Origin of the sequence: Streptomyces sp. M41(2017) (genome assembly GCF_002078175.1) — a bacterium.
In the GTDB taxonomy this organism is placed as follows: Bacteria; Actinomycetota; Actinomycetes; order Streptomycetales; family Streptomycetaceae; genus Streptomyces.
Genome location: NZ_MWFK01000002.1, coordinates 1796493 through 1820899, shown reverse-complemented (window position 1 = coordinate 1820899; position 24407 = coordinate 1796493). Strand labels below are relative to the sequence as shown.

The following is a 24407-nucleotide window of genomic DNA, read 5'->3' as shown; positions in this document are numbered from 1 at the left end:
CGCCGGAAGCGCCGGCGCACCGGAGCCCGCGCGTCGCGCCGTCCGGACCGGCAGGGCACCGCCCGGGCCCACCAGGTACCCTCACGGAGCCCGCTCGGGCAGTACCTGAGGACCCGCGACGACCTTCTGGAGACTGACGACGATGGCCGACCGGGTCACGGTGATCGGCTGGGACGGTTCGCCCCTGACCGCCGCGGCGCGCTCCGCTCTCGGCGCCGCCACTCTGGTGGCGGGCGCGGCCCACCATCTCGCGCTCCCCGAGGTGCCCGAGCGCGCCGAACGCATCCGCCTCGGCAGCGTCGGGCTCGCCGCCCGCCGCATCGCCGGCCACCGCGGCACCGCCGTCGTCTTCGCCGACGGGGACCCCGGGTTCTTCGGAGTCGTGCGCACCCTGCGCGCTCCCGAGTTCGGCCTGGAGGTCGAGGTCGTCCCCGCCGTCTCCGCGGTGGCCGCCGCCTTCGCCCGCGCGGGGATGCCCTGGGACGACGCGCAGGTGGTCGTCGCCCACGGCCGTACGCTGCGCCGCGCGGTGAACGTGTGCCGTGCCCACACCAAGGTCGCCGTCCTCACCTCGCCCGGCGCCGGCCCCGCCGAACTGGGGTTGTTGCTGGACGGCGTGCACCGCACCTTCGTCATCTGCGAGGAACTCGGCACCTCCGCCGAACAGGTCACGATGCTGACCTCGGACAAGGCGGCCGACCACACCTGGCGCGACCCCAACGTCGTGATCGTCATCGGCGGATTCGTGGCCACCGCCGAAGGGGGCGGCTGGATCGCGGGCAGGGAGCCCGGCGCCGGACCGCGCGGCTGGGCGCTGCCCGCCGAGGCGTACGGCGGAGCGCTCGGCGAGGGCGAGACGGATCTGCTGCGAGCCGCCCAACTCGCCCGCCTGGGGCCGCGCGTCGGCGACCTCGTCTGGGACATCGGCTGCGGCAGCGGGGCGTTCGCCACCGAGGCCGCCCGCACCGGTGCCGCCGTCATAGCGGTCGACCGCAGCCCGGGCTCCTGCGCCCGCACCGAGCACGCGGCCCGGCGCTTCGGCGTCCAGATGCAGGTCGTGCACGGAACCGCCCCGCACATCCTCGAAGACCTGCCCGAACCGGACGTCGTCCGCATCGGCGGCGGGGGAGCGGCGGTCGTCTCCGCCGTCGCCGACCGCCGTCCCCAGCGCATCGTCGCGCACGCGTCCACCCGTGACGCCGCCGAACTGATCGGCCGCGACCTGACCGAACACGGTTACGACGTCGAGTGCGCCCTCATCCAGTCCGTCGAACTCGACACGAAGGCCTGGACGGAGAAGGAGCGGAGCGTCGCGTTCCTGCTCAGCGGCCGTCTGCCGGATCGCGCCCCGTGATCCTGTTGTCGTACTGCGCGCGGTAGGCTGGCCGATCGTTGTACCGCTCCCGTGGGGTCGGCCTTTCGTAGGCCAATGTCCGGAAAACCCGCCCGTTTTGAGGCGTGTGTGGTACGGCAGAACCGGAGGACGCGCAACGTGGCGCAGTCCACAGCGGGCGCTCGCGGATCATGCCGCCGCGAGGGCGGGACGACCGGGACAATGCCAGTTAATGGCTTTGTCGTCTTTGTTGGCCGGTCGTTCGTGCCGCTGGGCACGCACGCTCGTTCTTGACTACGGGGCGGTCGGTGCGCCGTTCCGGGCGAGCTGGACTTGGAAGCACTAACCGATGGGCGAGGGGTACGCATGACCGACACCGGCCAGGTCCCGGGCGAGGGAATGCCGGAGAGCGCAGGCATGGTGGAGCAGCCGGGCGTCGCCGCGCCGGGCGCGTACACCTACCTCGACCCCTCCGTGAGCTCCGCCGAGGACGACGACCTGCTTCTGCTGCCGGGCGCCCCCGGTGCCCAGGGCGCCTGGGGCAACGAGGTGCCGCCGCCGGCCCCGATGCCCTTCGCCCCCGAGCCGGGCCCGCACGAGCCCGGTCCGCACGAGCCGGGCCCGCACGAGACGGCCGGACGCGACACCGGCTCGGTCGATCTGGGCGCCGTCCGCGCGGTCGGCCAGGTCCCCGCGCCGCAGCCCGTGCCGCCGCGGCGCCCGCTGCACCTCGGCCCGCCCACGCCCGACGGCTCCTCCAGCCCCGTGCGCTCGCTGGCCGACCGCGGGCCCGCGGGCTCCCGGCCCGGTTCCCTGGCCGCGCCGGTCACCCCGATGCGGCACGCGGGCCCGCCGACCGTGGGACCCGAGTACCTCGACGTTCCGCCGGCGGGGGACACCTCGCCGCAGGGCGCCGTGCCCTGGGGCGCACCGCAGCCGGTCCCCGAGGCCCCGGCTGCAGAAACGGTCGTCCCGGAGCCGGCCGCGATCCCCGAGACCGTGATCCCCGACACCGGGATTCCCGGAACCGCTCCCGACGCCGAGGCGCACGACGACGCGGGCGCCGGGCAGCAGCCGGAGTTCCCCGCCGCCCCCTTCGACCACGGCCAGGAACCGGAGCCCGCACAGGCACCCGAGCCCCAGGCCGCGGAAGCGGCCCTCGACCTCCAGGACGCCGAGCCCCAGGACGTCGGCCCGCAGCACGTCGATTCCCTGGACGTCGCCCAGGCCCAGGCCGAGGTGGAAGGCCCCGCACCCGAGGCGGCGCCCGCGGTGGACGTCCCGTCGGCCCCGCAGGTCTCCGACGCCCCGCAGTTCCCGGACACCCCGCTGACCCTCGGCGCTCCGGACGACGTCCAGGCGGCCGAGCAGCCGGCGCCCACGGACACCGCTCCCGCCCTGTACGCGACGGACGCCCCCGCGCAGGGGGACGCCGAAGCCGTCGTCGCCGAGCCGTATCCGGCGCCGGTCGAGGAGCCCGTAGCCGAGCAGGCCCCCCAGGAGACCGGCGAGCAGGACGTGTACGAGGCACAGCCCGCCCCGTTCGCCGAAGAGAACGGCCATCTGCCGGACCCGGCCGCCCCGTTCGCGGAAGAGACGCCCCTCGCGGACGTCGAACAGCCCCCCGCCCAGCACACCTTCGACGCCTCCGAGTCCGCGCTGTCCGCCCTCACCGCGCACACCGACGGCTCCCACGGCCGTCCCGTCGACGGTCTCGACGACTTCCGGGCGCAGCAGTTCACGGAGCCGGTCGCGTTCGCCGACGCCTCCTTCATCTCGAACGGCGCCGCCCTCCCCGTGGACGGAGCCTTCGCACCCGACGGCATCGCCTTCGCCGAGGACGCCGCGCCGCCCGCCCCGCACGGCGTCCCGGTCGGCGTGGCGGCGCACGCCGCCTCCCACCCGGCGCAGGGCCACCCGCACGGCGAGCAGCACCACCAGGACCTGTCGGCCGCCCCCGGTTTCGCCGGAGCCGCCCCGGAGCCCTCGGAGGACCACTCCTTCGGCCAGTTCGTGCCGGTGGAGGGCCAGGTCCCGACCACACCGCACCTGGCTCCCACCCCGCCGCACGCCATGGTCGTGCCGCCGCTTCCCGCGGAGGAGGAGCAGCCGGTCCAGGAGCCCGAGTTCGTCGCGGCGCCCGTGCCCGCGCAGGAGCCGGCCGGCGAGACCGTGGACGCCGATCCCCTCGCCCAGGCGGCCGTTCCCGCGCCGCGCGAGGCCGAGGCCGCGCCCGGGACGACCGCCGAACCCGGCCCGCTCGACGTGGAGCCGGAACCCGTCGCCGCACAGCTCGCGGACGACCTGGACACCCGGGTCGCCGACCAGGAGGAGAGCACGGCCGCAGTGGAAGACGTACGAGAGTCCAGCGGCCCCGCTGCCCCCGGCTACGACGACGCCGAGCGCGAGGCGGTGCTGCGCGTGATGCGCGAGCGCCGCGACATCCGCAACGGCTTCCGCAGCGACCCGATCCCGCACGACGTGCTGCTGCGGGTCCTGGAGGCCGCGCACACCGCGCCGTCGGTCGGCCACTCCCAGCCCTGGGACTTCGTCGTCATCCGCTCCGCCGACACCCGGCGCAGCATGCACGAACTCGCCCAGCGCCAGCGCGAGGCCTACGCCAAGTCGCTGCCCAAGGGCCGCGCCAAGCAGTTCAAGGAACTGAAGATCGAGGCCATCCTCGACACCCCGGTGAACATCGTCGTGACCGCCGACCCGACCCGCGGCGGCCGGCACACCCTGGGCCGGCACACCCAGCCGCAGATGGCCCCGTACTCTTCCGCCCTCGCGGTCGAGAACCTGTGGCTCGCGGCCCGCGCCGAGGGCCTCGGCGTCGGCTGGGTCAGCTTCTTCGACGAGCGCGAGATGGTCCGCGCCCTCGGACTCCCCGACCACCTGGAGGTCGTCGCCTACCTGTGCGTCGGGTACGTCGACGAGTTCCCCGACGAGCCCGAGCTGATGCAGGCCGGCTGGTCCAAGCGCCGCCCGCTGTCCTGGGTCGTGCACGAGGAGACGTACGGCCGACGCGCGCTGCCCGGCGAGGAGCCGCACGACCTGCTCGCCGAGACCGTCTCCAACATCCGCCCCCTGGACGCCAAGGCGCTCGGCGAGGCGTGGGAACGCCAGAAGCGGATGACCAAGCCCGCGGGCGCCCTCGGCATGCTGGAGATCATCTCCGCGCAGCTGTCGGGCCTGTCGCGGATGTGCCCGCCGCCGATCCCCGAGCCGGCCGCCGTCGCGATCTTCGCCGGCGACCACGGGGTGCACGCCCAGGGCGTCACCCCCTGGCCGCAGGAGGTCACCGGTCAGATGGTGGCCAACTTCCTGGGCGGCGGAGCGGTCTGCAACGCCTTCGCCAACCAGGTGGGCGCCGAGGTCTGCGTCATCGACGTGGGCGTCGCCTCCGACCTGCCGGCCACTCCGGGACTGCTGCCGCGCAAGGTCCGCGCGGGCACCGCCGACATGACGACGGGTCCCGCCATGACCCGCGAGGAGGTCGTGGCGGCGCTGGAGGTGGGCATCGAGACGGCCCGCGACCTGGTGGCCGCCGGCAACAAGGCGCTGCTCACCGGTGAGATGGGCATCGCCAACACCACGGCGTCGGCCGCCCTGATCGCCGTCTACACCGGCGCCGACCCCTCCGAGGTCACGGGACGCGGCACCGGGATCAACGACGAGACCCTGGCCCGCAAGACCGAGGTCGTCCGTCGTGCCGTCGAACTCCACCAGCCGGACCCCGCGGACCCCATCAGCGTCCTCGCGGCCGTCGGCGGACTCGAACACGCCGCCATGGTGGGCCTCCTCCTCGGCGGCGCGTCCCTGCGCACGCCGGTGATCCTGGACGGCGTCAGCGCCGGCGCCGCCGCCCTGGTGGCCCGCGCGATCGCCCCCGAGGTCCTGGCCGCCTGCATCGCGGGCCACCGCAGCGCCGAGCCCGGTCACGTGGCCGCCCTGAACAAGCTGGGCCTGCGCCCGCTGATCGACCTCGACCTGCGCCTCGGCGAGGGAACCGGCGCCCTGCTGGCCCTCCCCGTCGTGCAGAGCGCGGCCCGCGCCATGCACGAGGTGGCGACGTTCGACTCGGCCGGGGTGACCGAGAAGTAGGTCCGCCGCCGGCGGACCGGGTGGGCAGGCGTTCCGCGCCCCCCACCCGGCTCCGCCGTACGCTGGACGCGCACCTAAGATCCCCACGTCAGGGCAGCTCCGATGTCGCAGCGCGCCCGCCCGCACCGCCTGCCCGTACGAGGAGCCGCACCTCCATGGCCGAACACCCCGCCTACCCCGTGGGCCTCCGCCTGACCGGACGTCGCGTCGTCGTCCTCGGCGGCGGCCAGGTGGCCCAGCGACGGCTCCCGGCGCTCATCGCGGCAGGCGCGGACGTCCACCTCGTGTCCCCGGGGGCGACCCCGTCGGTCGAGGCGATGGCCGACGCCGGCGAGATCACCTGGACCCGGCGCCCGTACCAGGAGGGCGACCTCGCCGACGCCTGGTACGCGCTGATCGCCACGACCGACGAGGACGCCAACACCGCCGCGTCCGCCGAGGCGGAACGCCACCGCGTCTGGTGCGTCCGCGCGGACGACGCCGACCGGGCGACCGCCTGGACGCCGGCCACCGGGCACAGCGAGGGCGTGACCGTCGCCGTTCTCACCACGAACGCCAAGGGCCGCGACCCCCGCCACACCGCCGCGATCCGTGACGCCGTGGTCGAGGGACTGCGCGACGGCACCCTCGTCGCGCCGCACCACCGCACCCGCACCGCCGGCGTCGCCCTGGTCGGCGGCGGACCCGGCGACCCCGACCTCATCACGGTCCGCGGCCGCCGCCTGCTCGCCGAGGCCGACGTGGTCATCGCCGACCGGCTCGGCCCCCGCGACCTGCTCGCCGAACTCCCGCCGCACGTCGAGGTGATCGACGCGGCGAAGATCCCGTACGGCCGGTACATGGCCCAGGAGGCCATCAACAACGCGCTCATCGAGCACGCGAAGCAGGGCAGGTCCGTGGTCCGGCTGAAGGGCGGCGACCCGTTCGTCTTCGGCCGCGGCATGGAGGAGGCCCAGGCCCTCGCCGAAGCGGGCATCCCCTGCACGATCGTCCCCGGCATCTCCAGCTCGATCTCGGTCCCGGGCGCGGCGGGCATCCCCGTCACCCACCGGGGTGTCGCACACGAGTTCACCGTGGTCAGCGGCCATGTCGCCCCCGACGACGAGCGCTCCCTCGTCGACTGGCCCGCCCTCGCGCGGCTCCGCGGCACCCTCGTCGTCCTCATGGGCGTCGACAAGATCGGCAGGATCGCCGACACCCTCGTCGCGCACGGCAAGCCGGCCGACACCCCCGTCGCACTCGTCCAGGAGGGCACGACCGCCGCACAGCGCCGCGTCGACGCGACCCTGGCCACCGTCGCCGAGACCGTCCGCGCCGAGGACGTCCGCCCGCCCGCGGTCATCGTCATCGGCGAGGTCGTGAACGCCGGCCCCGGAACCCTGAAGTAACCACGGGTAACCAACCCGTTCCCAGCCGTTGGCACCACACCCAGGACAAGGCAGTATCACCCTGTGGCCGATCTCATCACCGTCGACAACCCCGACGACCCCCGTCTGAGCGACTACACGGGCCTGACCGACGTGGAACTGCGCCGCAAGCGCGAACCCGCGGAGGGCCTGTTCATCGCCGAGGGCGAAAAGGTCATCAGACGTGCCAAGGACGCCGGGTACGAGATGCGCTCCATGCTCCTGTCGGCCAAGTGGGTCGACGTCATGCGCGACGTCATCGACGAACTCCCCGCGCCCGTCTACGCGGTCAGCCCGGAGCTCGCCGAGCAGGTCACCGGCTACCACGTGCACCGCGGAGCCCTCGCCTCGATGCAGCGCAAACCGCTCCCGACGTCCGACGAACTCCTGCGCACCGCGCGCCGGGTGGTCGTCATGGAGTCGGTCAACGACCACACCAACATCGGCGCCATCTTCCGCTCCGCCGCGGCGCTCGGCATGGACGCGGTCCTGCTCTCACCTGACTGCGCCGACCCGCTCTACCGTCGCTCCGTGAAGGTCTCGATGGGCGCCGTCTTCTCCGTCCCGTACGCCCGGCTGGACGCCTGGCCGAGGAGCCTGGACTCGGTCCGCGACGCCGGATTCAACCTGCTCGCCCTCACCCCGGACGAGAAGGCCAGGTCCCTCGACGAGGCGGCCCCGCACCGCATGGACCGGGTCGCGCTGATGCTCGGTGCCGAGGGCGGAGGTCTGTCCACCCGGGCCCTGATGGCGGCCGACGAGTGGGTCCGCATCCCCATGGCCCACGGCGTCGACTCCCTGAACGTGGGCGCGGCGGCGGCGGTCGCCTTCTACGCCGTGGCCACGGGCCGCCCCGAGAGCTGACGAGCCCGCGCGGACGGCCACCGGCCGCCCGCGCGCTCAGTCGTCCAGGCGCGTGTCGCCGCGGTACGGGTCGGCCATCAGGTCGTCCCCGGGCGGCGGCGTGGCCGACGGCTGCTCCCGGCCCACCTCCCTGCGCCGGTCCCCGCCGTCCAGCCCCCGGGCCGGACCCTGGCACCCCTGGGCGACCGCGATCCCCAGCGCGACCAGCAGCGTCACCACGACGAAGACGAAGAGCCGCTGACGCAGCAGCCGCGGATTGGCGGGCCGCCGGCCCGTGCCGGTCGTCCGCGGGCCCGGCCGTCCGGCGCCACTGCGGGGCGCCGGCCTGCTGCCGGAACGCCCGGTGTTGCGGGCCGGAGCGGGGCGCGTCCCCGAGCGCGATCCACCGCTCGTGCCGCCGGTGCGCGGCGGGGGAGTGCCCTGCGGTCGTCGCTGGGTGCGCTGCTCGGCGTACTGCTCGGCCAGCCGGCCCGAGGGGCGGTCCGGGTCGTTGCGCGGCGCGGGCGGACGTACGTCCGGCATGCCCTGTGCCTCGCGTGCGGCGATCTCCTTGAGCCGCAGCGACAGTTGGAGCGTGCTGGGCCGCTCCTCGGGGTCCTTCGCCAGGCAGGCGCGGACGAGCGGCGCGAGCGCGTCCGGCACACCCTGCAACTGGGGCTCCTCGTGGACCACGCGGTAGAGCATGACCTCGGAACTGCCCTGTCCGAAGGGCGAGTCCTGGGTCGCGGCGTACGCCAGGGTGGCCCCGAGCGCGAAGACGTCCGTGGCCGGCGTGACGGCCGCGCCGCGCACCTGCTCGGGCGCCAGGAAGCCGGGTGAGCCGACGGCCGTGCCGACGTGGGTGAGCGTGCTGGCACCGGTCGCCCAGGCGATGCCGAAGTCGATGATCCGCGGGCCCTTCGGGGACAGCAGAATGTTCGAGGGCTTCAGATCACGGTGGACCACCCCCGCCTCGTGCACCGCGACCAGACCCTCGGAGAGGGCGGCGCCGACGGCGGCCACGTCGGCGGCCGACAGGGGCCCCTCCTCCGCGACCTTGTCGTGCAGGGAGGGGCCGGGCACGTACTGGGTGGCGAACCAGGGCCGGTCGGCCTCCAGGTCGGCGGCGACGAGCCGCGCCGTGCAGCCGCCCCTGATCCGCCGGGCGGCCGAGACCTCGCGGGCGAACCGGGAGCGGAACTCCTGATCCTCCGCCAGATCGGGCCGGATCACCTTCAGGGCGACCCGCTGTCCACGCCGGTCGGAGCCCAGGTAGACAACGCCCATCCCGCCCGCGCCGAGCCGTCGGTGAAGCCTGAACGAGCCGACGACACGCGGGTCCTCGCGCCTCAGGCGCATCATCGCCATGTCCATCCCCGCTGCCCGGTCCGTTTGACGAGCCACAGCTTACGTTTCCGCGGCCGGGTGCGCGCAGAGGCCGCGCCCTCTCGTTCCGATCGATTGTCAGTGCCGGGTGGGAAACTTGAAAGGTGGTCAGGGAGCGTGCGCCCAGGACCTCTTTGGGGAGCTCGTGATCCCAACCACCCGTCGCAGAAGGGGGATTGAGCCCGTGAAGGGTGACCGCGTGGAGATAGTCGTGGACGCAGGGGACACGACGCGTACGTACGAGGTGGTGGCGAGCAGGGCGGGTCGCCGGGTGGAGACGGCGGTGCGCCGAGGGGTGGTGGAAGTGAGCGAAGTCACCCGAAGCGGATCAGTGGTGCGGACCGCCCGCTTCATGGCGACCCGGGTGCTGGCGCTCGTCGAGCAGCCGGTCCCCCGCGAGGACAGCTCGGAACAGTAGGGGCACATCGGACACCCTCTCCGGGAAGACCCTGAGACCCAGGTCCCCGTCTCCACCCAGGGGAGTAGTCCGCAGGTCATCGCTCATCCTCCGGGAGGCCCGGCAATCGGTACGAGGGCATGACGACCCGCCCTCGCCGCGCACCTAGATTTGAGGTCAAGCGGCGGGTGCAGCACTCGTCCCCCGAGGTCAAGCACCCGCCGCTGCCAACCACAACAGAAGCTCGGTCAGGAGAGGGACCATGGCCCAGACGGCACCGCGGACAGCGCTCCGCACGCAGGGACGCAGGGCGTACAGCGCGGCGTTCGGCACCCGCCGTCAGGGGCAGCGCCACCCCTTGGTGGCGACAGCGATGGTCCTTCCTCTGGCGGCCCTGCTCGTGGTCGTCTTCGGCGGCTGGGACGCAGTGGTCACACAGGCGTCGTCCGTGGGCGTGATGCTGGGGCGCTGAGCGGCGCCCCAGGCCCGGAAGAGCGGTCCGGGCGGGGACATCCGGCCATGAAACCCCGTGGGGACGGGGGTGCGGCGGACGGCACGAGGAATGCCCGCGCAGCTGGGGAGCTGCGCGGGCATTCCTCATTCCCGCCGCAGGCGTGACGCCCGGCATCTCCGGGCAGGGTGCCGCGAGGCGAGAGCCGGGCCCCGGGCCCGTTCCCCGCCTGCGTACGCTCACCGGCAGACGTCGAACCACCCCAGGGGGACCCGTGACCGCAGACACCCTGCTGCCCGCGCTCACCGCCAGCGCCCGCCACGCGGTCCACCCCGCGGCGGACACGGACTGTTCCTGCGCCACCGAGGACGCGCTGCTCGCGGACCGGGACGACGGCACCGTGGTCCGGCACGGCGACACCGTCGCCAAGGCCCACGCCCCGGACACCGACCCCGCGGCCCTCGCCCGCCGCCTGTCCGTGGCCGCGGACCTCCCCGGCGTTCTCCTGCCTCCCCTGGACCGCGCCCCCGCCGCCCTCCTCGGCCGCCAGGTGACCCTCTGGCCCTACGGCAGCCCCGTGGACCCCGACACCCCCGACGCGGCCCCCTGGGAGGCGGCCGCGACCCTGCTGGCCCGGCTGCACCGGGCGCCCGTCCCCGTCGGTCTGCCGCCCATGCGGGGGCCGCTCAAGGCCGCCCGGGCGATCGGGCGGCTGCGCGCGGCCGGCCCGCACCCGGGCGCCGCCGCCGTGCTGCGGGCCTGGGCCGGCCTGCCGGACTGGGCCCGGGCGCAGGCACCGATGGACGCCAGGGCGCTCTGCCACGGCGACCTGCACCTCGGACAGCTCGTCCGCCATCCCGTGCCGGACGGCCCCTGGCTCCTCATCGACGTCGACGATCTCGGTGCCGGTGACCCCGCCTGGGACCTGGCCCGACCGGCCGCCTGGTACGCCTGCGGGCTGCTCCCGCCCGACGCGTGGCTCCGCTTCCTGACCGCGTACCAGGACGCCGGCGGCCCGGCCGTCCCCGCCGAGGGCGATCCCTGGCCCGCCCTGGACGTCGCCGCCCGCGCCCTCACCGTGCAGACGGCGGCTCTGGCCGTCGCCAAGTCCGCAGCGGCGGACCGGCCGTTGGACGAGGTGCAGCAGGCCGTGGTCGACGCCTGTGACCGAATGAGTGGCGAATCACCCGAGTTGGGTCAAGGTTTCGCGACGTAGGGTGCAACCGACCGAAGCAGGGCAGTGTCTGTCCTGGCGGAAGCAGTACCGACCGGCGAGGAGTTGAGCCGAGCATGCAGTGTCCGAAATGCCATGCGCCGATGCACACGTACAACCGCAATGGCGTCCAGATCGAGCAGTGCAGCGGCTGCCGCGGGATATTTCTCGACTACGGCGAGCTGGAGGCGCTGACGCGCGTGGAGTCGCAGTGGTCGCAGCCCGCGCCGCCGCCCCAGGGCGCCCCGCAGGCGTACCCGTCCGCTCCCGCGCCCGCGTGGGGAGCCCCGCAGCACGGCGGCCACGGCGGTGGTCACTACGGCGGGCACGGCGGCCACCACCGCCACAAGAGCTTCGGCCACATGCTCTTCTCGTCCTGAACGACCGAAGGGGGCCCCTCCGTTCCGGAGGGGCCCCCTTCGCCGTCCGCGCCCGGCCACGCGCTCACCGGGGCACGACGAAGCCCCCGACCGTACGAGACGGCCGGGGGCTTCGGGTGGTGCGCGATACTGGGATTGAACCAGTGACCTCTTCCGTGTCAGGGAAGCGCTCTCCCGCTGAGCTAATCGCGCAGGTCACGCGGCCAGAAGCCACGCTTGCTGCTGTTCCTGCGTGCGCGATACTGGGATTGAACCAGTGACCTCTTCCGTGTCAGGGAAGCGCTCTCCCGCTGAGCTAATCGCGCGGGGATCCTTGCGGACCAGTGGACGATACTGGGATTGAACCAGTGACCTCTTCCGTGTCAGGGAAGCGCTCTCCCGCTGAGCTAATCGTCCTTGGAGGTGGAGACGGGATTTGAACCCGTGTAGACGGCTTTGCAGGCCGTTGCCTCGCCTCTCGGCCACTCCACCAGGAGTGCGGGGGTTCGGGAAGATCCCCCACTTCCTGCGAGCGGACGACCAGGTTCGAACTGGCGACCTCAACCTTGGCAAGGTTGCGCTCTACCAACTGAGCTACGTCCGCTTGTCGTTTCCGTTCCGCTTGCGCGGCCCGGCGACGAGTTGAACTCTAGCGGATTCCCGGGCCAGCACAAAAACGCGTTTGTGCAGCGTGCTGCGTTCTGTCCGCCCGAGGACATGGTCAGGGCACCCGCAGGACACCCGCTCTAGACTCGGCTGCGTGCTCGACCTCCCACCTCTCGCCCGCTTCGGCGGTCTCGTCGCGACCGGTCTCCTCGACGTCACCAGTGATCCCGCCGCCCTGGACTCGGCCGGCTTCTGGGCCGTCGCGGCCGACTTCGAGGGGCGTCTGACCTGCGCCCGCTTCCGCGACGTACGCCCGGAACCGGTGCCCGCGCCGGTGCCCGGCCGATGGCACGGACCCGCGGCCGGTGACTGGACGTCGTCCCTCGACCGCGCCGCGTACACCGCGGGCGTACGCCGGATCCGCGAGCACATCGCCGCCGGCGAGGTCTATCAGGCGAACCTCTGCCGGGTCCTGTCCGCGCCCGTCCCGCCCGACGCGGACGTGGACGCGCTGACCGCCCTGCTGGCCCGCGGCAACCCGGCCCCGTACGCCGGAACGATCCGGCTGCCCGCCCACGGCGTCGAGATAGCCACGGCCTCGCCGGAACTCTTCCTGCGCCGCGCGGGCCGCGTGGTGGAGTCGGGGCCGATCAAGGGCACCGGACGCACCGAGGCCGACCTCCTGGAGAAGGACTACGCCGAGAACGTCATGATCGTGGACCTCGTCCGCAACGACATCGGCCAGGTCTGCGTCCCCGGCAGCGTGACCGTGCCGGACCTGTGCGTCGTCGAGAAGCACCCGGGACTCGTCCACCTCGTGTCCTCCGTCCACGGCGAACTGCGCGCGGACGCGGGCTGGCCGGAACTCCTCGGCGCCGCCTTCCCGCCCGGCTCCGTCACCGGGGCGCCGAAGTCCAGCGCCCTGCGGATCATCGACACCCTGGAGACCGCGCCGCGCGGCCCGTACTGCGGCGGCATCGGCTGGGTCGACGCCGACCGCGGCACCGGCGAGCTGGCCGTGGGCATCCGTACCTTCTGGATCGACCGCGCCGACGCCGTCCTGCGCTTCGGCACGGGAGCCGGCATCACCTGGGGTTCCGACCCCGAGGGGGAGTGGCGGGAGACCGAACTGAAGGCCTCCCGGCTGCTCGCGGTAGCGTCGGGAGAGTACGAGGCGGGTGACGGGACTCCCACCCCCTGAGCCGGGTCCGGGGCACCGCACACACCACCGGGGCGACGACGCCATGCCGGACGACGTGTCCGGCACTCTCATGCGAGGTAACAGTGAAGCTTTGGCTCGACGGCGGGCTCCAGGACATCGACACCGCCCGCGTCTCCGTCTTCGATCACGGACTGACCGTGGGTGACGGCATCTTCGAGACCGTGAAGGCCGTCGACGGCAGGCCGTTCGCGCTGACCCGCCACCTCGACCGGCTGGCCCGCTCGGCGCGTGGTCTCGGGCTGCCCGAACCCGACGCCGACGAGGTGCGCCGCGCCTGCGCCGCCGTCATCGACGCCAATCCGATGCCGCTCGGCCGCCTGCGCATCACCTACACCGGCGGTCACGGCCCGCTCGGCTCCGACCGCGGCGATCAGGGACCGACCCTCGTCGTCGCCCTCGGCGCCTCCGACCGGCGGCCCGACGCGACCGCCGTCGTCACCGTCCCCTGGACCCGCAACGAACGCGGCGCCCTGACCGGCCTCAAGACCACCTCGTACGCGGAGAACGTCGTCGCTTTGGCCCGCGCGCGTGAACACGGCGCGTCCGAGGCGCTGTTCGCGAACACGGTGGGCCAACTCTGCGAGGGCACCGGGTCGAACGTCTTCGTCGTGCTCGACGGTGAGATCCACACCCCGCCCGTCTCCTCCGGCTGCCTCGCCGGCATCACGCGCGCCCTCGCCGTCGAATGGACCGGCGCCCGGGAGACCGACCTGCCGCTGGACGTGCTGGAGCGTGCCGACGAGGTCTTCCTCACGTCCACGCTGCGCGACGTGCAGGCCGTGCACCGGGTCGACGGGCGTGAACTGCCGGGCGCACCGGGCCCGGTGACCGCCAAGGCGATGCGGGTCTTCGACGAGCGCGCCGGCGACGACCTGGATCCCTGACGGGTCCGCGGTGGCCGTTCCACCGCTGATCGTGGGGTAATTCGGCTGACCTCGCCCGCCGCAGGGGGTACAACTCCTCTGATGACCACCACCCTGCGGCCGACCGAGCCGCTTCAGCTCGCCGACGACGGGACGCGTTCACGCCGCTACCAGGTGTGCGTGAACAGCCGCCCGGTCGGTGCGGTGCACCTCGCGACGAGTCCCGAACTCGGGCCGGCCTTCGCCAAGATCCATGCCCTCCGGATCGAGGAGCCCGACCGGGGCCGCGGCCGGGGCACCGTGGCCGCGCTGGCCGCCGAGGAGGTGGCGCGCGGCTGGGGCTGCCGGCAGATCGAGGTGACCGTCCCCGGCGACGCGCCCCGGGCGCTCGGGCTGACCCGGGCACTCGGTTACGTCCTCCGCAACCGTGCCATGGAGAAGGCCCTGGACGGCGCGGTGCCCGCTCTGCCGCCGGGCAGCGCCGAACGGCCCATGAACCGCGCCGAGTACGAGGTCTGGGACCGGACCGGCCGACAGGAGTACGCGGCGGACTGGGTGAAACGGGGCCTGCCCGAGAGCGAGGCGCGCACCAAGGCCGACCGGGACTTCGGCCGGGCGTTGCCGCAGGGGCCGGACACCGACGGCGCGCGGCTGACCGTCCTGGAGCACGAGGGCGTCCCGGTGGGCGAACTGTGGCTGGGCCACCGGGGCGACCGCGCCTTCGTGTACGACGTCGCGGTCCGTGAGGCGCACCGCGGTCACGGCCACGGCCGTACGCTCATGCTCCTCGCGGAGGCTCAGGCGGCGGCCGCCGGATTCCGCCGCCTCGCGCTCAACGTCTTCGCGGGCAACCTCCCCGCCGAGCGGCTCTACGAGTCCCTCGGCTACGCGGTGACCGAGGCCCATCTCTACAAGGACCTGCTCTAGCCGACGGGGCGGCGGTCGGCCACGAGAGCTGTCGGACCGTCGGCCGGTACGCCAAGTCGCCCTCGGCGTAGGCCCGTCGGGTGGTCCGGTGCGGCGTCAGGCCTGTTCGGCGAGCAGCCGGTCGGTGATCTCCTGGATGCGCTCGAGCAGCCCGTCCTGGCTCTTGCCGCCGTCCAGGCGCTGACCGTCGACGACGTACGTCGGTGTCCCGGTGACGCCGATCGCCTTGCCCTCGGCCTGGTCCGCGTCGACGATCAGGATGTGCCGGCCGTCGATCAGGGCCGTGTCGAACTCCTCGGCGTCCAGGCCGAGTTCCCCCGCGATCTCGATCAGGAGGGGTTCGCCCTCACGGTCCAGCTCCGCCACGCGGTCGAGCACGGCCTCCACGTACGGCCACGCGCTGCCCTGCTCGGCGGCCTCCTCGGCGGCCTGCGCCGCGGCGAACGCGTACTTGTGCTTCTCCAGCGGGAAGTGCCGCAGCCGCAGCTCCAGACGGTCGCCGTAGCGGGCGCGCAGGGCGCGCAGATCGGCGAGGGCGTCACGGCAGTCGGCGCACTGCAGCTCGCACCACACGTCCAGGACGACGGGGGCCGGACGCTGGGTGGAGGAGGCGGGGGAGTCGTTCATGGGTCCAGTCTCCCAGTCCCGGAAGGGGGCGGACCAACCGGGACCTGGGGAGGAGGGCATCCCCGAGATGTCCCTGAGGTTGGCCCGGGGCGTGGCCCCCGGGGTGGGTGACGGTGCAGGATGGAAGGGACGAACCGCCCGTTCGACCGAGCCCTGCCTGGAGGACCGGATGATTGCAGAGACCGTCTGTTCAGCCGTCTCCGTCGCAGGCCTCGGCATCGCCGCGGTCACGGCCTACCGCAAGCGTTTCCTGTCGGCGGCCCGGATCGCCGCGTACTCCCTGGTGCCGATCGGCCTGGTCATGACCGGTGTGGTCGGGTGGCTGGCCGACACCGCGTTCAGCCCGACAGCGTGGGCCGGCTTCGTGGTGCTCGGCGGCGCCTGGGTCCTGTTCATGATCACCCGGGCCGTGGAGCGGCGCGGTGGTGGGACGCGCAAGGAGCGCAAGGCGGCGAAGGCGGCCGCGGAGCGCGACGCGGTCGCCCCGGCGGCGTCGGCCCCGTCCCTGGGCCAGGCCTCCCGGCCGGCGGCCCGGCCCGCGGACCGGCCCGCCGCACAGCCGCGGCGGTCCGAGGGCTCCGGCGACGACTTCAGCGACATCGAGGCGATCCTGAAGAAGCACGGCATCTGAGAGCGCGGAAACGGGCGCGGCCGCCCGTCCGGGCAGCCGGGCCTGTGATCTCTCCGAGCCGAGAATCCCCGCAGCGGAGCGGTGCGGCTTCCGGGGGCCGACCTGCCACAAGATCGCACGCGGGGCGCACGGAACGTACGGAACCGTTCAGGTTCGGGCACGCCCGTCACATGATCCAGCGAACTCCCGTATATTCCGTGCGTGTTGATCGCGCAGAGGGTGCTGCCTGCGTCATCATCGCCCGCGAGATGCTGGACACAACACCGAGCGACACCGCCGCCCCGCCCAAGGAGCGGCGAGGTTGTCTCTTCGCGCTCTCCCAGCCGCCACTGATGATCTTCCTGACAGTGATCGGCTGCCTGCTACTCATGGCTTCGCTGCACGACCTGCTGCTGCTCTGAGCTGTACACGGAGCCCCTGGCGTCACCCGCCGAGGGCTCCGTCGGTCCGGTTCCCCGAGAGGATGACCGGCCGTCGTACCCGTGTCCGTGTCCATGGTTTCGCGGCATTCCGCCGTTCAGCCCGCGGCTTCCTTGCGGCGTGCCCGGTACGCGGCGACGTGGAGCCGGTTCCCGCAGGTCCGGCTGTCGCAGTAGCGGCGCGACCGGTTGCGGGAGAGATCCACGAAAGCCCGCCGGCAGTCCGGCGCCTCGCAGCGGCGCAGCCGCTCCTGCTCCCCGGCGACCACGAAGAAGGCCAGCGCCATCCCGCAGTCGGCCGCGAGGTGGTCCGCGACCGAGGCCCCCGGCGCGAAGTAGTGGACATGCCAGTCGTAGCCGTCGTGGTCCGTCAGCCGGGGCGTGGTGCCGGCGGTGGCGATCAGCTCGTTGATGAGGGAGGCCGACGTCCGGGGATCGTCGGAGGCGAAGATCGCGGCGAACCGGCCACGGATCCGGTGCACGGCGGCGAGATCGTCCGCCGACAGCACCCCGACATCGCTGATCTCGTGCTTTCGTACGAAATCCGCGAGGGCGGCGACGTCCACGAGCCCGTCGGTCGTCTCGTCCTCCGGCGCGGTGTTCACCAGATCCACCACGGTGTCGAGTGAGCACCGGGTGTCGTGGGTGATCAGCACGATTCGCTCCCTGGCCTGTGGCCGGGCGAGGGCGCCCGTCCGATGCTGGCCGATCGTAGTGCTTCCCGGCCGGACGGAGGCGGGCGTGGGGCCCCGGGAACGCACCGGCGCCGCCGCCGCGGACTTTCCGCGACGCCGGCGCCGGTGTCATCCCTATGCGGTTGTCTAGGCCCGAGCCGTCTCCCCGAGTGGACGGCGCCGGGCGGCTCTGTGGAGACGCGTCAGCTCTCGGCCAGGATGTGTGAGAGCTCCGTGTCGAGGTCGAAGTGCCGGTGTTCCGTACCCGGGGGCACGGCTGCGTCCGTTCGCTTCAGGAAGGATTCCAGGGCCCTCGCGGGGGCTTCGAGCAGGGCTTCACCCTCCGGGGAGCTCAGGGCGATGCATACGACGCCCTGGCCGTGGCTCCGGGACGGCCAGACTCGGACGTCGCCGGTACCGGTGGGCCGGTGCAGGCCCTCGGCGAGGAGGTCGCGGGCGAACACCCACTCGACGGTTTCCTCGGCTCCGGTGTGGAAGGTGGCGTGCACGGCGTAGGGATCGGCCGTGTCATACCGCAGTCCTGCGGGTACAGGCAGTGAGGACTCGCTCGACACAACGAGGCGCAGGTGCAGCTCGCAGCTGACCGTGGTGTTCATAAGCGCCAGGGCCTTTCGCTCAGTGTGCGCTCGGGGATTCGCACGTCGGCGAAATCGACATGCCACCTACGGTGGCGTTGTAAACCCCTCTGAGGGTTTTGCGTGTCTTTATGTAACTCATCCGGCCGAGGGTGCCTTCGCCGGATAGGGCCATTCCGGTGACCGGTTTCTCTCGGGTAGGGTTTGGTCGTATGAATACGGGGAGTGACGAGCCGGGCGAGGTCGCCATGGCGGACGACGAGGCGGACAATGAACGAGCGCTCGGTTCGCGGGCGCCGGAATTCGTCAAGGCGCGGCGTGCGCTGCACGTGAGCTGGCAGGTCGGCGTTTTCGTCGTGGGGCTCGCGGTGGTGGGCGCGGGCGTGGTCATGCTGCCGCTGCCGGGCCCCGGCTGGCTGGTGATCTTCGGGGGCATGGCGATCTGGGCGACCGAGTTCGTCTGGGCCCAGTTGGTGCTCCGCTGGACGAAGCGCAAGGTCACGGAGGCGACCCAGCGCGCACTCGACCCCAGGGTCCGGCGCCGCAACATCATCCTGACGTCGATCGGCCTCGTGATCGTGGCCGTTCTCGTCGGCGTGTACGTCTGGAAGTTCGGCTTCGAGATGCCCTGGAACATCAAGGAGTGACCGGGCGGACCTGGCCTCGCGAGCCGTCCGAGCTGGTCGAAGCCATCCCCTGACATGGGGTAATGTTCTCTCTGCGCCCGGGCGATTAGCTCAGCGGGAGAGCGCTTCGTTCACACCGAAGAGGTCACTGGTTCGAACCCAGTATCGCCCACTTGTACGAATCGGCTCCGGTCCACGACCTCGTGGACCGGAGCCGTTCGCGTTGTCGTGTGAGAGGGCTCGTCGGGCATGCGGGCCGCGACCCGCTTCGGAGCCGACGGGTGCGCATGTGCCCTGGTCATCTGCTTCCGGACTGCCTCGGGTCGGGCCCCTGGCGCCGGGCGGCCGGCCCGTGAGGCCGACGAGGGAGCCCTCGGGGAGCCGCAGGTTCGAGGTCGGTTCACGCGACACGCGGTGATCGGGAACTGCCGGTGCGGGCGCCGCGCGGGCCGGTGTCGGTCCGCTCCCGACCCGAGGGCGTCGCCCGGTCGGATCGCGTCGGCGGTTCCGCGCCGGGTCTCCCGCCGCCTCCTTGTACGCGGCTTCCGCCGAGCCTCGCGTCGTCACCCCTCACGCTCCGTTCCGTGCCCCGTCGCCCGCGCCTCCGGCAGCCGCACGTTTTCGGCCGCGCCCCCCTTCACCCGGCGATGCGAAACATGTTCGATCAATCGATCGTGTGCGCCCGACCTGCGGAGTCCCGTCCACGGATGCGGCCCTCGTGGCACCGTCGTCGGAACGCGCGCGTGGAGGGGCGCGACCGGTACCTGTCCGGATCACGGGTGCGCCGCACGGTGAGGCCACGGGCGATGCCCGTGCCAGGAACGGACGGTGACGGTCCGTCGCGTGCGGGACCCGTCGAGCGGGACGGAGTTCGTCGAGGTGGGTGGGGACGGTGGCAGGTTCGGAACCCGTTCTTCCGGGAACAAGCGGAAGTTTCGGAAGGGTTGGCGAAGCACACTTCCCGGATTATGTGGACTTCTGAGGGAAGTTCTTGTGCCCGGATCTCCCTGGAAATGTGGCGCGGGTATTTCGGAACGCCATCCGATTTCTGCGGAAGTACGACAAGAGCGGGACTCCGTTCGGCCCAAGTCGCGGATAGGCGCGGAGAATATTGTGCGGCGCGGAAATCGTCGAACCAGAGTTGGGAAAATGAGGCGGGTCGGCGGAAAGAGGCCGGTATTCCGAGCCGACCCGACGCCGTGTCACTTCCCCGTGGCGGGGCGGTGCTTGGGGACCCGCCGCCTTCGTGCGGGCGAGGAGCTGAGCGGTGGCCTTTGCCGGCGACGCACCCGAGGCGATCCCTGGCCCGCGCGTCAAGCACGCTTTGCGCGACGCGCCGGAGATACGCCCGGTCGGCCCCGGTGCGGAAATGCGCGGGGGCCCGGAACGGGGCCCAGGACATCTCTCCCCGGCGCTGTGGACCGGCGGCTTCCGCCCGTCGGCGGGGGCTGCGACGGCCGCGCCGCGCCGCCGTTCCCATACCGGTGGCGGCCGTCCGAATTTCCGGAAGCGGTACGCGACGGGGTTCCGTCCCGGCGGCGTCCCGAGATGCACGGCGGCGCCGGTGGCGGAGGCCGACCGGCGCCGTCGTGGGACGCGACCCGTCCGTTCAGTCCATCCGTCCCAGCACATCCCGCACGCGCCGCGCGTCGCGGATCCGCTGCTCGTACGTGGCGCCCAGAGCGAGCAGCAGCACCCCGGCGAGCGCGGGCGCCACCCAACGGGGGAGTGCGTCGACCACCTGCACGATGTACGGCGCGAGTTCGTGCAGCGCGTCCAGGGCGAGCACCGTGCCGCCCAGCAGCAGCGGCGCCTGGAGGCGGTGCCGCGCGCCCAGCAGGGTCACGGCGAGCGCCGCCGCGCCGAGGACGAGGGGGCGCGGCGCCTGCGGGTCGGCCCACGCCGCCAGCAGGCTCGGGAAGAGGCTCACGGACAGGCCCGGCGCGTACGCGGTCCAGGACGAGACCGCCGGGTCCTTGCGACGCCGGTACAGACCCACGAGCAGCGCGGGGACGGTCACCGGCAGCGTGTAAGCCTCTGGCGACGTCACGTCCCAGGCCACCAGGCGCACCCAGGCGGCCAGCACGAACAGGACGGCCGCCGCGTATCCGGCGGACCGACGGTCCTCCCGTACGGCCGTGCCCGCGGCGATGACTCCGCACAGCGCGAGGACCGTTGCCAGCATCGGCGGGTCCGTGGCGGCGAGCGCGACGGCGAGCAGCGCCGCGACGGCACCGGTGATCTCGACGGACACCGTCGTCGGCGCGTCGTCGAGGCGCGCCGCGAGGAGGGCGGCCAGGAGAGGGACCGCCAGCACGAGCAGGGCCGTGTGCTGGGGCTGCCAGCCGAGGGACGCGCCCACCGCGCAGGCCGTGGCGGCGAGGTGGCCGAGGGCGGCGGGCGCCCCGACCGGGCCGAGGCCGGGCTGCCGGGCGGTGACCGCGAACAGGGCCGTCAGCGCGGCGAACACGATCAGGGTGGCGGTCTGCGACGCCAGCGCCAGGAACGCGAGATCGATGGAGGTGACCAGGGCCAGGACCACGGGAACCACCGGGGGACGCGTGCGGCGGGCGAGCGCCGGCAGAGCCACCGCCGTCAGCGCGTGGACGGAAAGGCCCGCAGCGTAGGGGAGTTCGAGGGCGGCCGGGAGCGAGAGGGCCGTCGACCACGCCAGAACGAGCGCGCCGGTCAGAGCCCGCGGACGCCAGGCGGCGGAGCGGACCCCGACCGCCAGGACCGCTGCGACGAGGCCGAGGACGAGCGGTGCCGTGAACGCGCCGGGCGGCCAGGGCAGCTCGCTCGTCACCGCGTCCCGCGCGGTCGCCGGAGCGCCGGACCAGACCGAGCCCACCTGCGCGAGCGGGCCCACGAGCGAGACCACGACCACGGGCAGCGCCCAGACCACGGCCAGCCCCTGAACGGAGCCGGAAGCCGCGGCGATCCCGCGGCGCACCGGTTCCGGCAGCCCGGGCCGAACGGCCGCCAACAGGGCCAGCCCGCACACCAGATGGCCGGGAACGGTCCACGCGCCGGGCAGCACCGTACGCAGCACACCCCCGAAAGCGACGACCGTGACCAGCCCGCCGGCCGCGGCGATGCCGGTCGCGAGGGCAGGCTTCTCGGCGGCCCACGCCGCCGAGAAGGCGATCGAGGCGGCGAGGAGCAGCAGTGCCCCCGCCCGGGCCGCGGCGCCCGGTCCGGCGGCGGTCCAGGACAGGTAGCAGCCGGCGAACGTGCCCCAGCCGCCCAGGCCGAACGCGCCGACGGCGGCGACGACCCGGACGGCCGTCGAGGACGCGCGCAGAGCGATCACGGCGTCGAACGCGGCCGTCACCAGCAGCGCGGCCGTGACGGCGTGCGCTCCCGCCCCGGCCGCGCCCGCCCACAGGACGAGCGGGAACTGGGCGGCGACCACGGCGGCCGGGACAGGGAGCCGCAGACCGAGGACGGCCGCTTGTCGTACCGCTCCGAACACGGGGTGCGGGGCACGGCCGCCGGTCGCGGCCTCCCCGGTGGTCCGGTCGTCGCCGGACACCTGCCGGCCCGCGGCACCGGGCCGCCCGCCGACCGTGAGCCCGTACGCGGCCCACCCGACGGCCAGGGTCGCCGAGGCGAGCGCCGCGTACCCGACGCCGTCGGTGTCCGGCAGCGCGACCGTGTGCAGGGCGTACGCGTCCAGCACCGTCAGGACGAGACCGAGGCCGGCCAGCGACTCGGCGGTCGACCGCAGGCCCCGCCGCAGGAGGAGCACGGGTGAGCCGAGCGCGGCCAGCGTCACCGCGCCGAGCACGGCGGACCGCCCCACGATCCCCAGACGGCCCCAGCTCACGAGCGTGAACGCGACGGCGGCGACGGTGAGCAGGAGACCGCCGAGGATCAGGAGCACGTTCTGCACCCCCGGCGCCGTGGCCTCGGGCCGCCGGGCGGGCGGCGACGGAGGCGCTGTCGGGGTGGGCCGCGGCTGGAGCAGATGGACCAGCCAGGCACGGCGGTGCAGCAACACGGCCCGGCGTGCGTCCAGTTGCCGCAGTTCGGCGTCCAGGAGCCGCAGCTCTTCGACCGGTGGCGGGAGAGGGGTCATGTAGCGGAGTGTGGTTCCGGCCACGTGTCCGGGACATGAGTCCGCGTACTCACCCCGTACTCAGAACCGCAGGCGAGTCCGTGCGGACGGGAGCCCGGCCGCCCGCGAACAAGGCAGCGGACGCGAGGACATGGGCACCGCCCGAACGTGGGCACACTCGTTCCATGGACTGGAGTCACTACCGCTTCCACAGCGAGTGGGAGCTGCCCGCGCCCCCCGCCGCCGTGTACGCGGCCCTGGAACGCGCCGAGAACTACCCGCTCTGGTGGCCCCAGGTGCGCGCGGTGACACCGGTCGACGACCGCAGCGGTGTCATCCGGATCCGCTCCACGCTGCCGTACGACATCACCTTCACCGCTCGCGCGGCACGCCGGGACCCGGCGGCCTGCGTCCTGGAGATCGCGATGACGGGCGACCTGGACGGCTGGGCGCGCTGGACCCTCGACGTGACCGGACCCGGCACACGCGCGCGGTACGACCAGGAAGTGCGCGTGACCACGGCGCTGCTGCGCCGGCTGGCGGTGCCCGGACGGCCCTTCTTCCGCGCCAACCACGCCCTGATGATGCGCGCGGGGCGACGCGGTCTGAGGACCTACCTCGAAGCGGTTTGAACCCCACCCGCCCGGACCTGTATGGTTCAGTCCGTTCCCGGGCGATTAGCTCAGTGGGAGAGCGCTTCGTTCACACCGAAGAGGTCACTGGTTCGAACCCAGTATCGCCCACCCGGAAAAGACCGGTCCGTCACCGACGGACCGGTTTTTCGTTGCGCCCGTCTGCCCGTCTGCCCGTCTGCCCGTCTGCCCGTCTGCCCGTCTGCCCGTCTGCCCGTCTGCCCGTCTGCCCGTCTGCCCGTTCAGGCCGCGGCCGCCGGCAGATCGGGTCGCAGCGGCCACGCCGGATCTACCGCCTCCTCCGAACCGCTGCGCGCGAACCACGCCTGCAGCCCGCGCGCCTGCGCCGCGTGCCACACCGCCTGGAGCGTGTGCAGTTCGGCCGGCGACAGCCGTTCGAGCCGCGAGGCGAACCGCCGTCCCACCGCCCGCACCAGCTCCAGCGACGCCAGCGCGTCCGCCGCCGCGTCGTGCGCGCCCTCCAGCACCACGTCGTAGTGCGCGCACAGATCGGTCAGGGTGCGGCGGCCCTTGCGATAGCGGTCCAGATGTTTGTCCAGAACCCGCGGGTCGAGCACCCGCAGCGCCGCCGGGTCGAACCAGCGGTCCAGCGACGACGCCCGGTGCCGGCGCAACTCCCGGTCCAGGAGCGTCAGATCGAACGGGGCGTTCATCACCACCAGCGGCCGGCCCGCCGCGGCCTGTTCGCCCAGCTCGCGCACTATCTCCTCCAGCACCGGCGACGGCCAGCGGCCGTTGCGCTGCAGATGTTCGTCCGTGAGCCCGTGCACCGCCGTCGCCCCCGCGGGCACCGGCACTCCGGGGTTCACCAGCCAGCGGGTCACCCTGGGGCGGGTCCCCGCGGCGTCCTGGACGACGACGGCGGCCGACACGATCCTGTCGGTCTCGACGTCCACGCCCGTCGTCTCCGTGTCGAACGCGGCCAGAGGGCCCTCGTACCAGCACGTCATACCAATACAACTCCTCGTTCACCCACGGCAGCTGACGCACCGTCTTCTGCCCGTTTGGTGA

21 protein-coding genes and 7 tRNA genes are annotated in these 24407 nt (G+C 73.3%); 17 read left to right on the top strand and 11 right to left on the bottom strand.

The window, feature by feature from the left end; translation table 11 throughout:
• Positions 1–142: 142 nt before the first annotated feature.
• The 4 genes from cbiE to B0675_RS33770 all read left to right on the top strand — a co-directional run bounded on the left by cbiE (position 143) and on the right by B0675_RS33770 (position 7707).
• Positions 143–1354: a precorrin-6y C5,15-methyltransferase (decarboxylating) subunit CbiE gene (gene cbiE / locus B0675_RS33785; RefSeq protein ID WP_081223403.1), complete on the top strand. Its 1212-nt coding sequence runs from the start codon at positions 143–145 to the stop codon at positions 1352–1354.
• A gap of 345 nt (positions 1355–1699) precedes the next feature.
• Positions 1700–5437 carry a nicotinate-nucleotide--dimethylbenzimidazole phosphoribosyltransferase gene (cobT, locus tag B0675_RS33780; protein ID WP_081223402.1) on the top strand — a complete coding sequence of 1246 codons (3738 nt, stop codon included), beginning with the start codon at positions 1700–1702 and terminating at the stop codon, positions 5435–5437.
• Positions 5438–5592: 155 nt separating this feature from the next.
• The gene (cobA, locus tag B0675_RS33775) at positions 5593–6825 is read left to right on the top strand and encodes a uroporphyrinogen-III C-methyltransferase (RefSeq protein ID WP_081223401.1); all 1233 of its coding nucleotides are present in this window, start codon (positions 5593–5595) and stop codon (positions 6823–6825) included.
• A gap of 63 nt (positions 6826–6888) precedes the next feature.
• A complete protein-coding gene (locus B0675_RS33770) occupies positions 6889–7707 on the top strand; it encodes an RNA methyltransferase (RefSeq protein ID WP_081223400.1) in 819 nt (272 codons plus the stop codon).
• A 36-nt stretch (positions 7708–7743) separates the two neighbouring features.
• On the opposite strand, the gene B0675_RS33765 is transcribed toward B0675_RS33770, so the two are convergent.
• Positions 7744–9060: a serine/threonine-protein kinase gene (locus B0675_RS33765; protein WP_081223399.1), complete on the bottom strand. Its 1317-nt coding sequence runs from the start codon at positions 9058–9060 to the stop codon at positions 7744–7746.
• A gap of 196 nt (positions 9061–9256) precedes the next feature.
• On the opposite strand from B0675_RS33765, the gene B0675_RS33760 reads away from it, so the two are divergent.
• The 4 genes from B0675_RS33760 to B0675_RS33745 all read left to right on the top strand — a co-directional run bounded on the left by B0675_RS33760 (position 9257) and on the right by B0675_RS33745 (position 11513).
• Positions 9257–9490: a hypothetical protein gene (locus tag B0675_RS33760; protein ID WP_081223398.1), complete on the top strand. Its 234-nt coding sequence runs from the start codon at positions 9257–9259 to the stop codon at positions 9488–9490.
• A 241-nt stretch (positions 9491–9731) separates the two neighbouring features.
• Positions 9732–9941 (top strand): hypothetical protein, encoded by a 210-nt coding sequence (locus B0675_RS33755; RefSeq protein WP_081223397.1) that lies wholly within the window; start codon positions 9732–9734, stop codon positions 9939–9941.
• A 253-nt stretch (positions 9942–10194) separates the two neighbouring features.
• Entirely contained in the window at positions 10195–11136 is a 942-nt protein-coding gene (locus B0675_RS33750; RefSeq protein ID WP_081223396.1) for an aminoglycoside phosphotransferase family protein, read from the top strand.
• Between the two features lie 74 nt (positions 11137–11210).
• The gene (locus tag B0675_RS33745) at positions 11211–11513 is read left to right on the top strand and encodes a zf-TFIIB domain-containing protein (protein ID WP_081223395.1); all 303 of its coding nucleotides are present in this window, start codon (positions 11211–11213) and stop codon (positions 11511–11513) included.
• Between the two features lie 117 nt (positions 11514–11630).
• On the opposite strand, the gene B0675_RS33740 is transcribed toward B0675_RS33745, so the two are convergent.
• From B0675_RS33740 to B0675_RS33720, 5 genes are all read right to left on the bottom strand, one after another.
• Positions 11631–11705: transfer RNA gene (locus B0675_RS33740), tRNA-Val, on the bottom strand.
• A 41-nt stretch (positions 11706–11746) separates the two neighbouring features.
• Positions 11747–11818: transfer RNA gene (locus B0675_RS33735), tRNA-Val, on the bottom strand.
• 19 nt (positions 11819–11837) lie between these two features.
• Positions 11838–11909, bottom strand: a tRNA-Val gene (locus tag B0675_RS33730).
• Between the two features lies 1 nt (position 11910).
• A tRNA-Cys gene (locus B0675_RS33725) sits at positions 11911–11984 on the bottom strand.
• 39 nt (positions 11985–12023) lie between these two features.
• Positions 12024–12096: transfer RNA gene (locus B0675_RS33720), tRNA-Gly, on the bottom strand.
• A gap of 156 nt (positions 12097–12252) precedes the next feature.
• Between B0675_RS33720 and B0675_RS33715 the strand changes: the two genes are divergently transcribed.
• From B0675_RS33715 to B0675_RS33705, 3 genes are all read left to right on the top strand, one after another.
• The gene (locus tag B0675_RS33715) at positions 12253–13299 is read left to right on the top strand and encodes a chorismate-binding protein (protein ID WP_081223394.1); all 1047 of its coding nucleotides are present in this window, start codon (positions 12253–12255) and stop codon (positions 13297–13299) included.
• Between the two features lie 83 nt (positions 13300–13382).
• A complete protein-coding gene (locus tag B0675_RS33710) occupies positions 13383–14204 on the top strand; it encodes an aminodeoxychorismate lyase (protein ID WP_081223393.1) in 822 nt (273 codons plus the stop codon).
• Between the two features lie 81 nt (positions 14205–14285).
• A complete protein-coding gene (locus tag B0675_RS33705) occupies positions 14286–15110 on the top strand; it encodes a GNAT family N-acetyltransferase (protein WP_081223392.1) in 825 nt (274 codons plus the stop codon).
• Positions 15111–15206: 96 nt separating this feature from the next.
• Here the strand turns inward: B0675_RS33705 and B0675_RS33700 are convergent, their stop codons facing one another.
• Positions 15207–15737 (bottom strand): DsbA family protein, encoded by a 531-nt coding sequence (locus tag B0675_RS33700; protein ID WP_081223391.1) that lies wholly within the window; start codon positions 15735–15737, stop codon positions 15207–15209.
• A gap of 169 nt (positions 15738–15906) precedes the next feature.
• Here B0675_RS33700 and B0675_RS33695 point away from each other — a divergent pair, with 169 nt between their 5' ends.
• Together B0675_RS33695 and B0675_RS41605 are read left to right on the top strand one after the other, a co-directional pair.
• Positions 15907–16368, top strand: a complete 462-nt coding sequence (locus B0675_RS33695) for a hypothetical protein (protein ID WP_081223390.1) — start codon at positions 15907–15909, stop codon at positions 16366–16368.
• A gap of 248 nt (positions 16369–16616) precedes the next feature.
• Positions 16617–16769 (top strand): hypothetical protein, encoded by a 153-nt coding sequence (locus B0675_RS41605; protein ID WP_179165490.1) that lies wholly within the window; start codon positions 16617–16619, stop codon positions 16767–16769.
• A gap of 116 nt (positions 16770–16885) precedes the next feature.
• On the opposite strand, the gene B0675_RS33685 is transcribed toward B0675_RS41605, so the two are convergent.
• Together B0675_RS33685 and B0675_RS33680 are read right to left on the bottom strand one after the other, a co-directional pair.
• Positions 16886–17443 (bottom strand): CGNR zinc finger domain-containing protein, encoded by a 558-nt coding sequence (locus tag B0675_RS33685; protein WP_081223388.1) that lies wholly within the window; start codon positions 17441–17443, stop codon positions 16886–16888.
• 221 nt (positions 17444–17664) lie between these two features.
• Positions 17665–18078 carry an SsgA family sporulation/cell division regulator gene (locus B0675_RS33680; RefSeq protein WP_003959770.1) on the bottom strand — a complete coding sequence of 138 codons (414 nt, stop codon included), beginning with the start codon at positions 18076–18078 and terminating at the stop codon, positions 17665–17667.
• Positions 18079–18269: 191 nt separating this feature from the next.
• Here B0675_RS33680 and B0675_RS33675 point away from each other — a divergent pair, with 191 nt between their 5' ends.
• Together B0675_RS33675 and B0675_RS33670 are read left to right on the top strand one after the other, a co-directional pair.
• Entirely contained in the window at positions 18270–18704 is a 435-nt protein-coding gene (locus tag B0675_RS33675; RefSeq protein WP_081223387.1) for a TIGR02611 family protein, read from the top strand.
• A 79-nt stretch (positions 18705–18783) separates the two neighbouring features.
• Positions 18784–18855, top strand: a tRNA-Val gene (locus tag B0675_RS33670).
• A 1437-nt stretch (positions 18856–20292) separates the two neighbouring features.
• On the opposite strand, the gene B0675_RS33665 is transcribed toward B0675_RS33670, so the two are convergent.
• Positions 20293–22764 carry a hypothetical protein gene (locus B0675_RS33665; RefSeq protein WP_081224036.1) on the bottom strand — a complete coding sequence of 824 codons (2472 nt, stop codon included), beginning with the start codon at positions 22762–22764 and terminating at the stop codon, positions 20293–20295.
• A 164-nt stretch (positions 22765–22928) separates the two neighbouring features.
• On the opposite strand from B0675_RS33665, the gene B0675_RS33660 reads away from it, so the two are divergent.
• Together B0675_RS33660 and B0675_RS33655 are read left to right on the top strand one after the other, a co-directional pair.
• On the top strand, positions 22929–23375 hold the full coding sequence (locus tag B0675_RS33660; RefSeq protein WP_081223386.1) for an SRPBCC family protein: 447 nt from the start codon (positions 22929–22931) through the stop codon (positions 23373–23375).
• A 39-nt stretch (positions 23376–23414) separates the two neighbouring features.
• A tRNA-Val gene (locus B0675_RS33655) sits at positions 23415–23486 on the top strand.
• Positions 23487–23617: 131 nt separating this feature from the next.
• On the opposite strand, the gene B0675_RS33650 is transcribed toward B0675_RS33655, so the two are convergent.
• Positions 23618–24346 (bottom strand): 3'-5' exonuclease, encoded by a 729-nt coding sequence (locus B0675_RS33650; protein WP_081223385.1) that lies wholly within the window; start codon positions 24344–24346, stop codon positions 23618–23620.
• Positions 24347–24407: the final 61 nt, after the last annotated feature.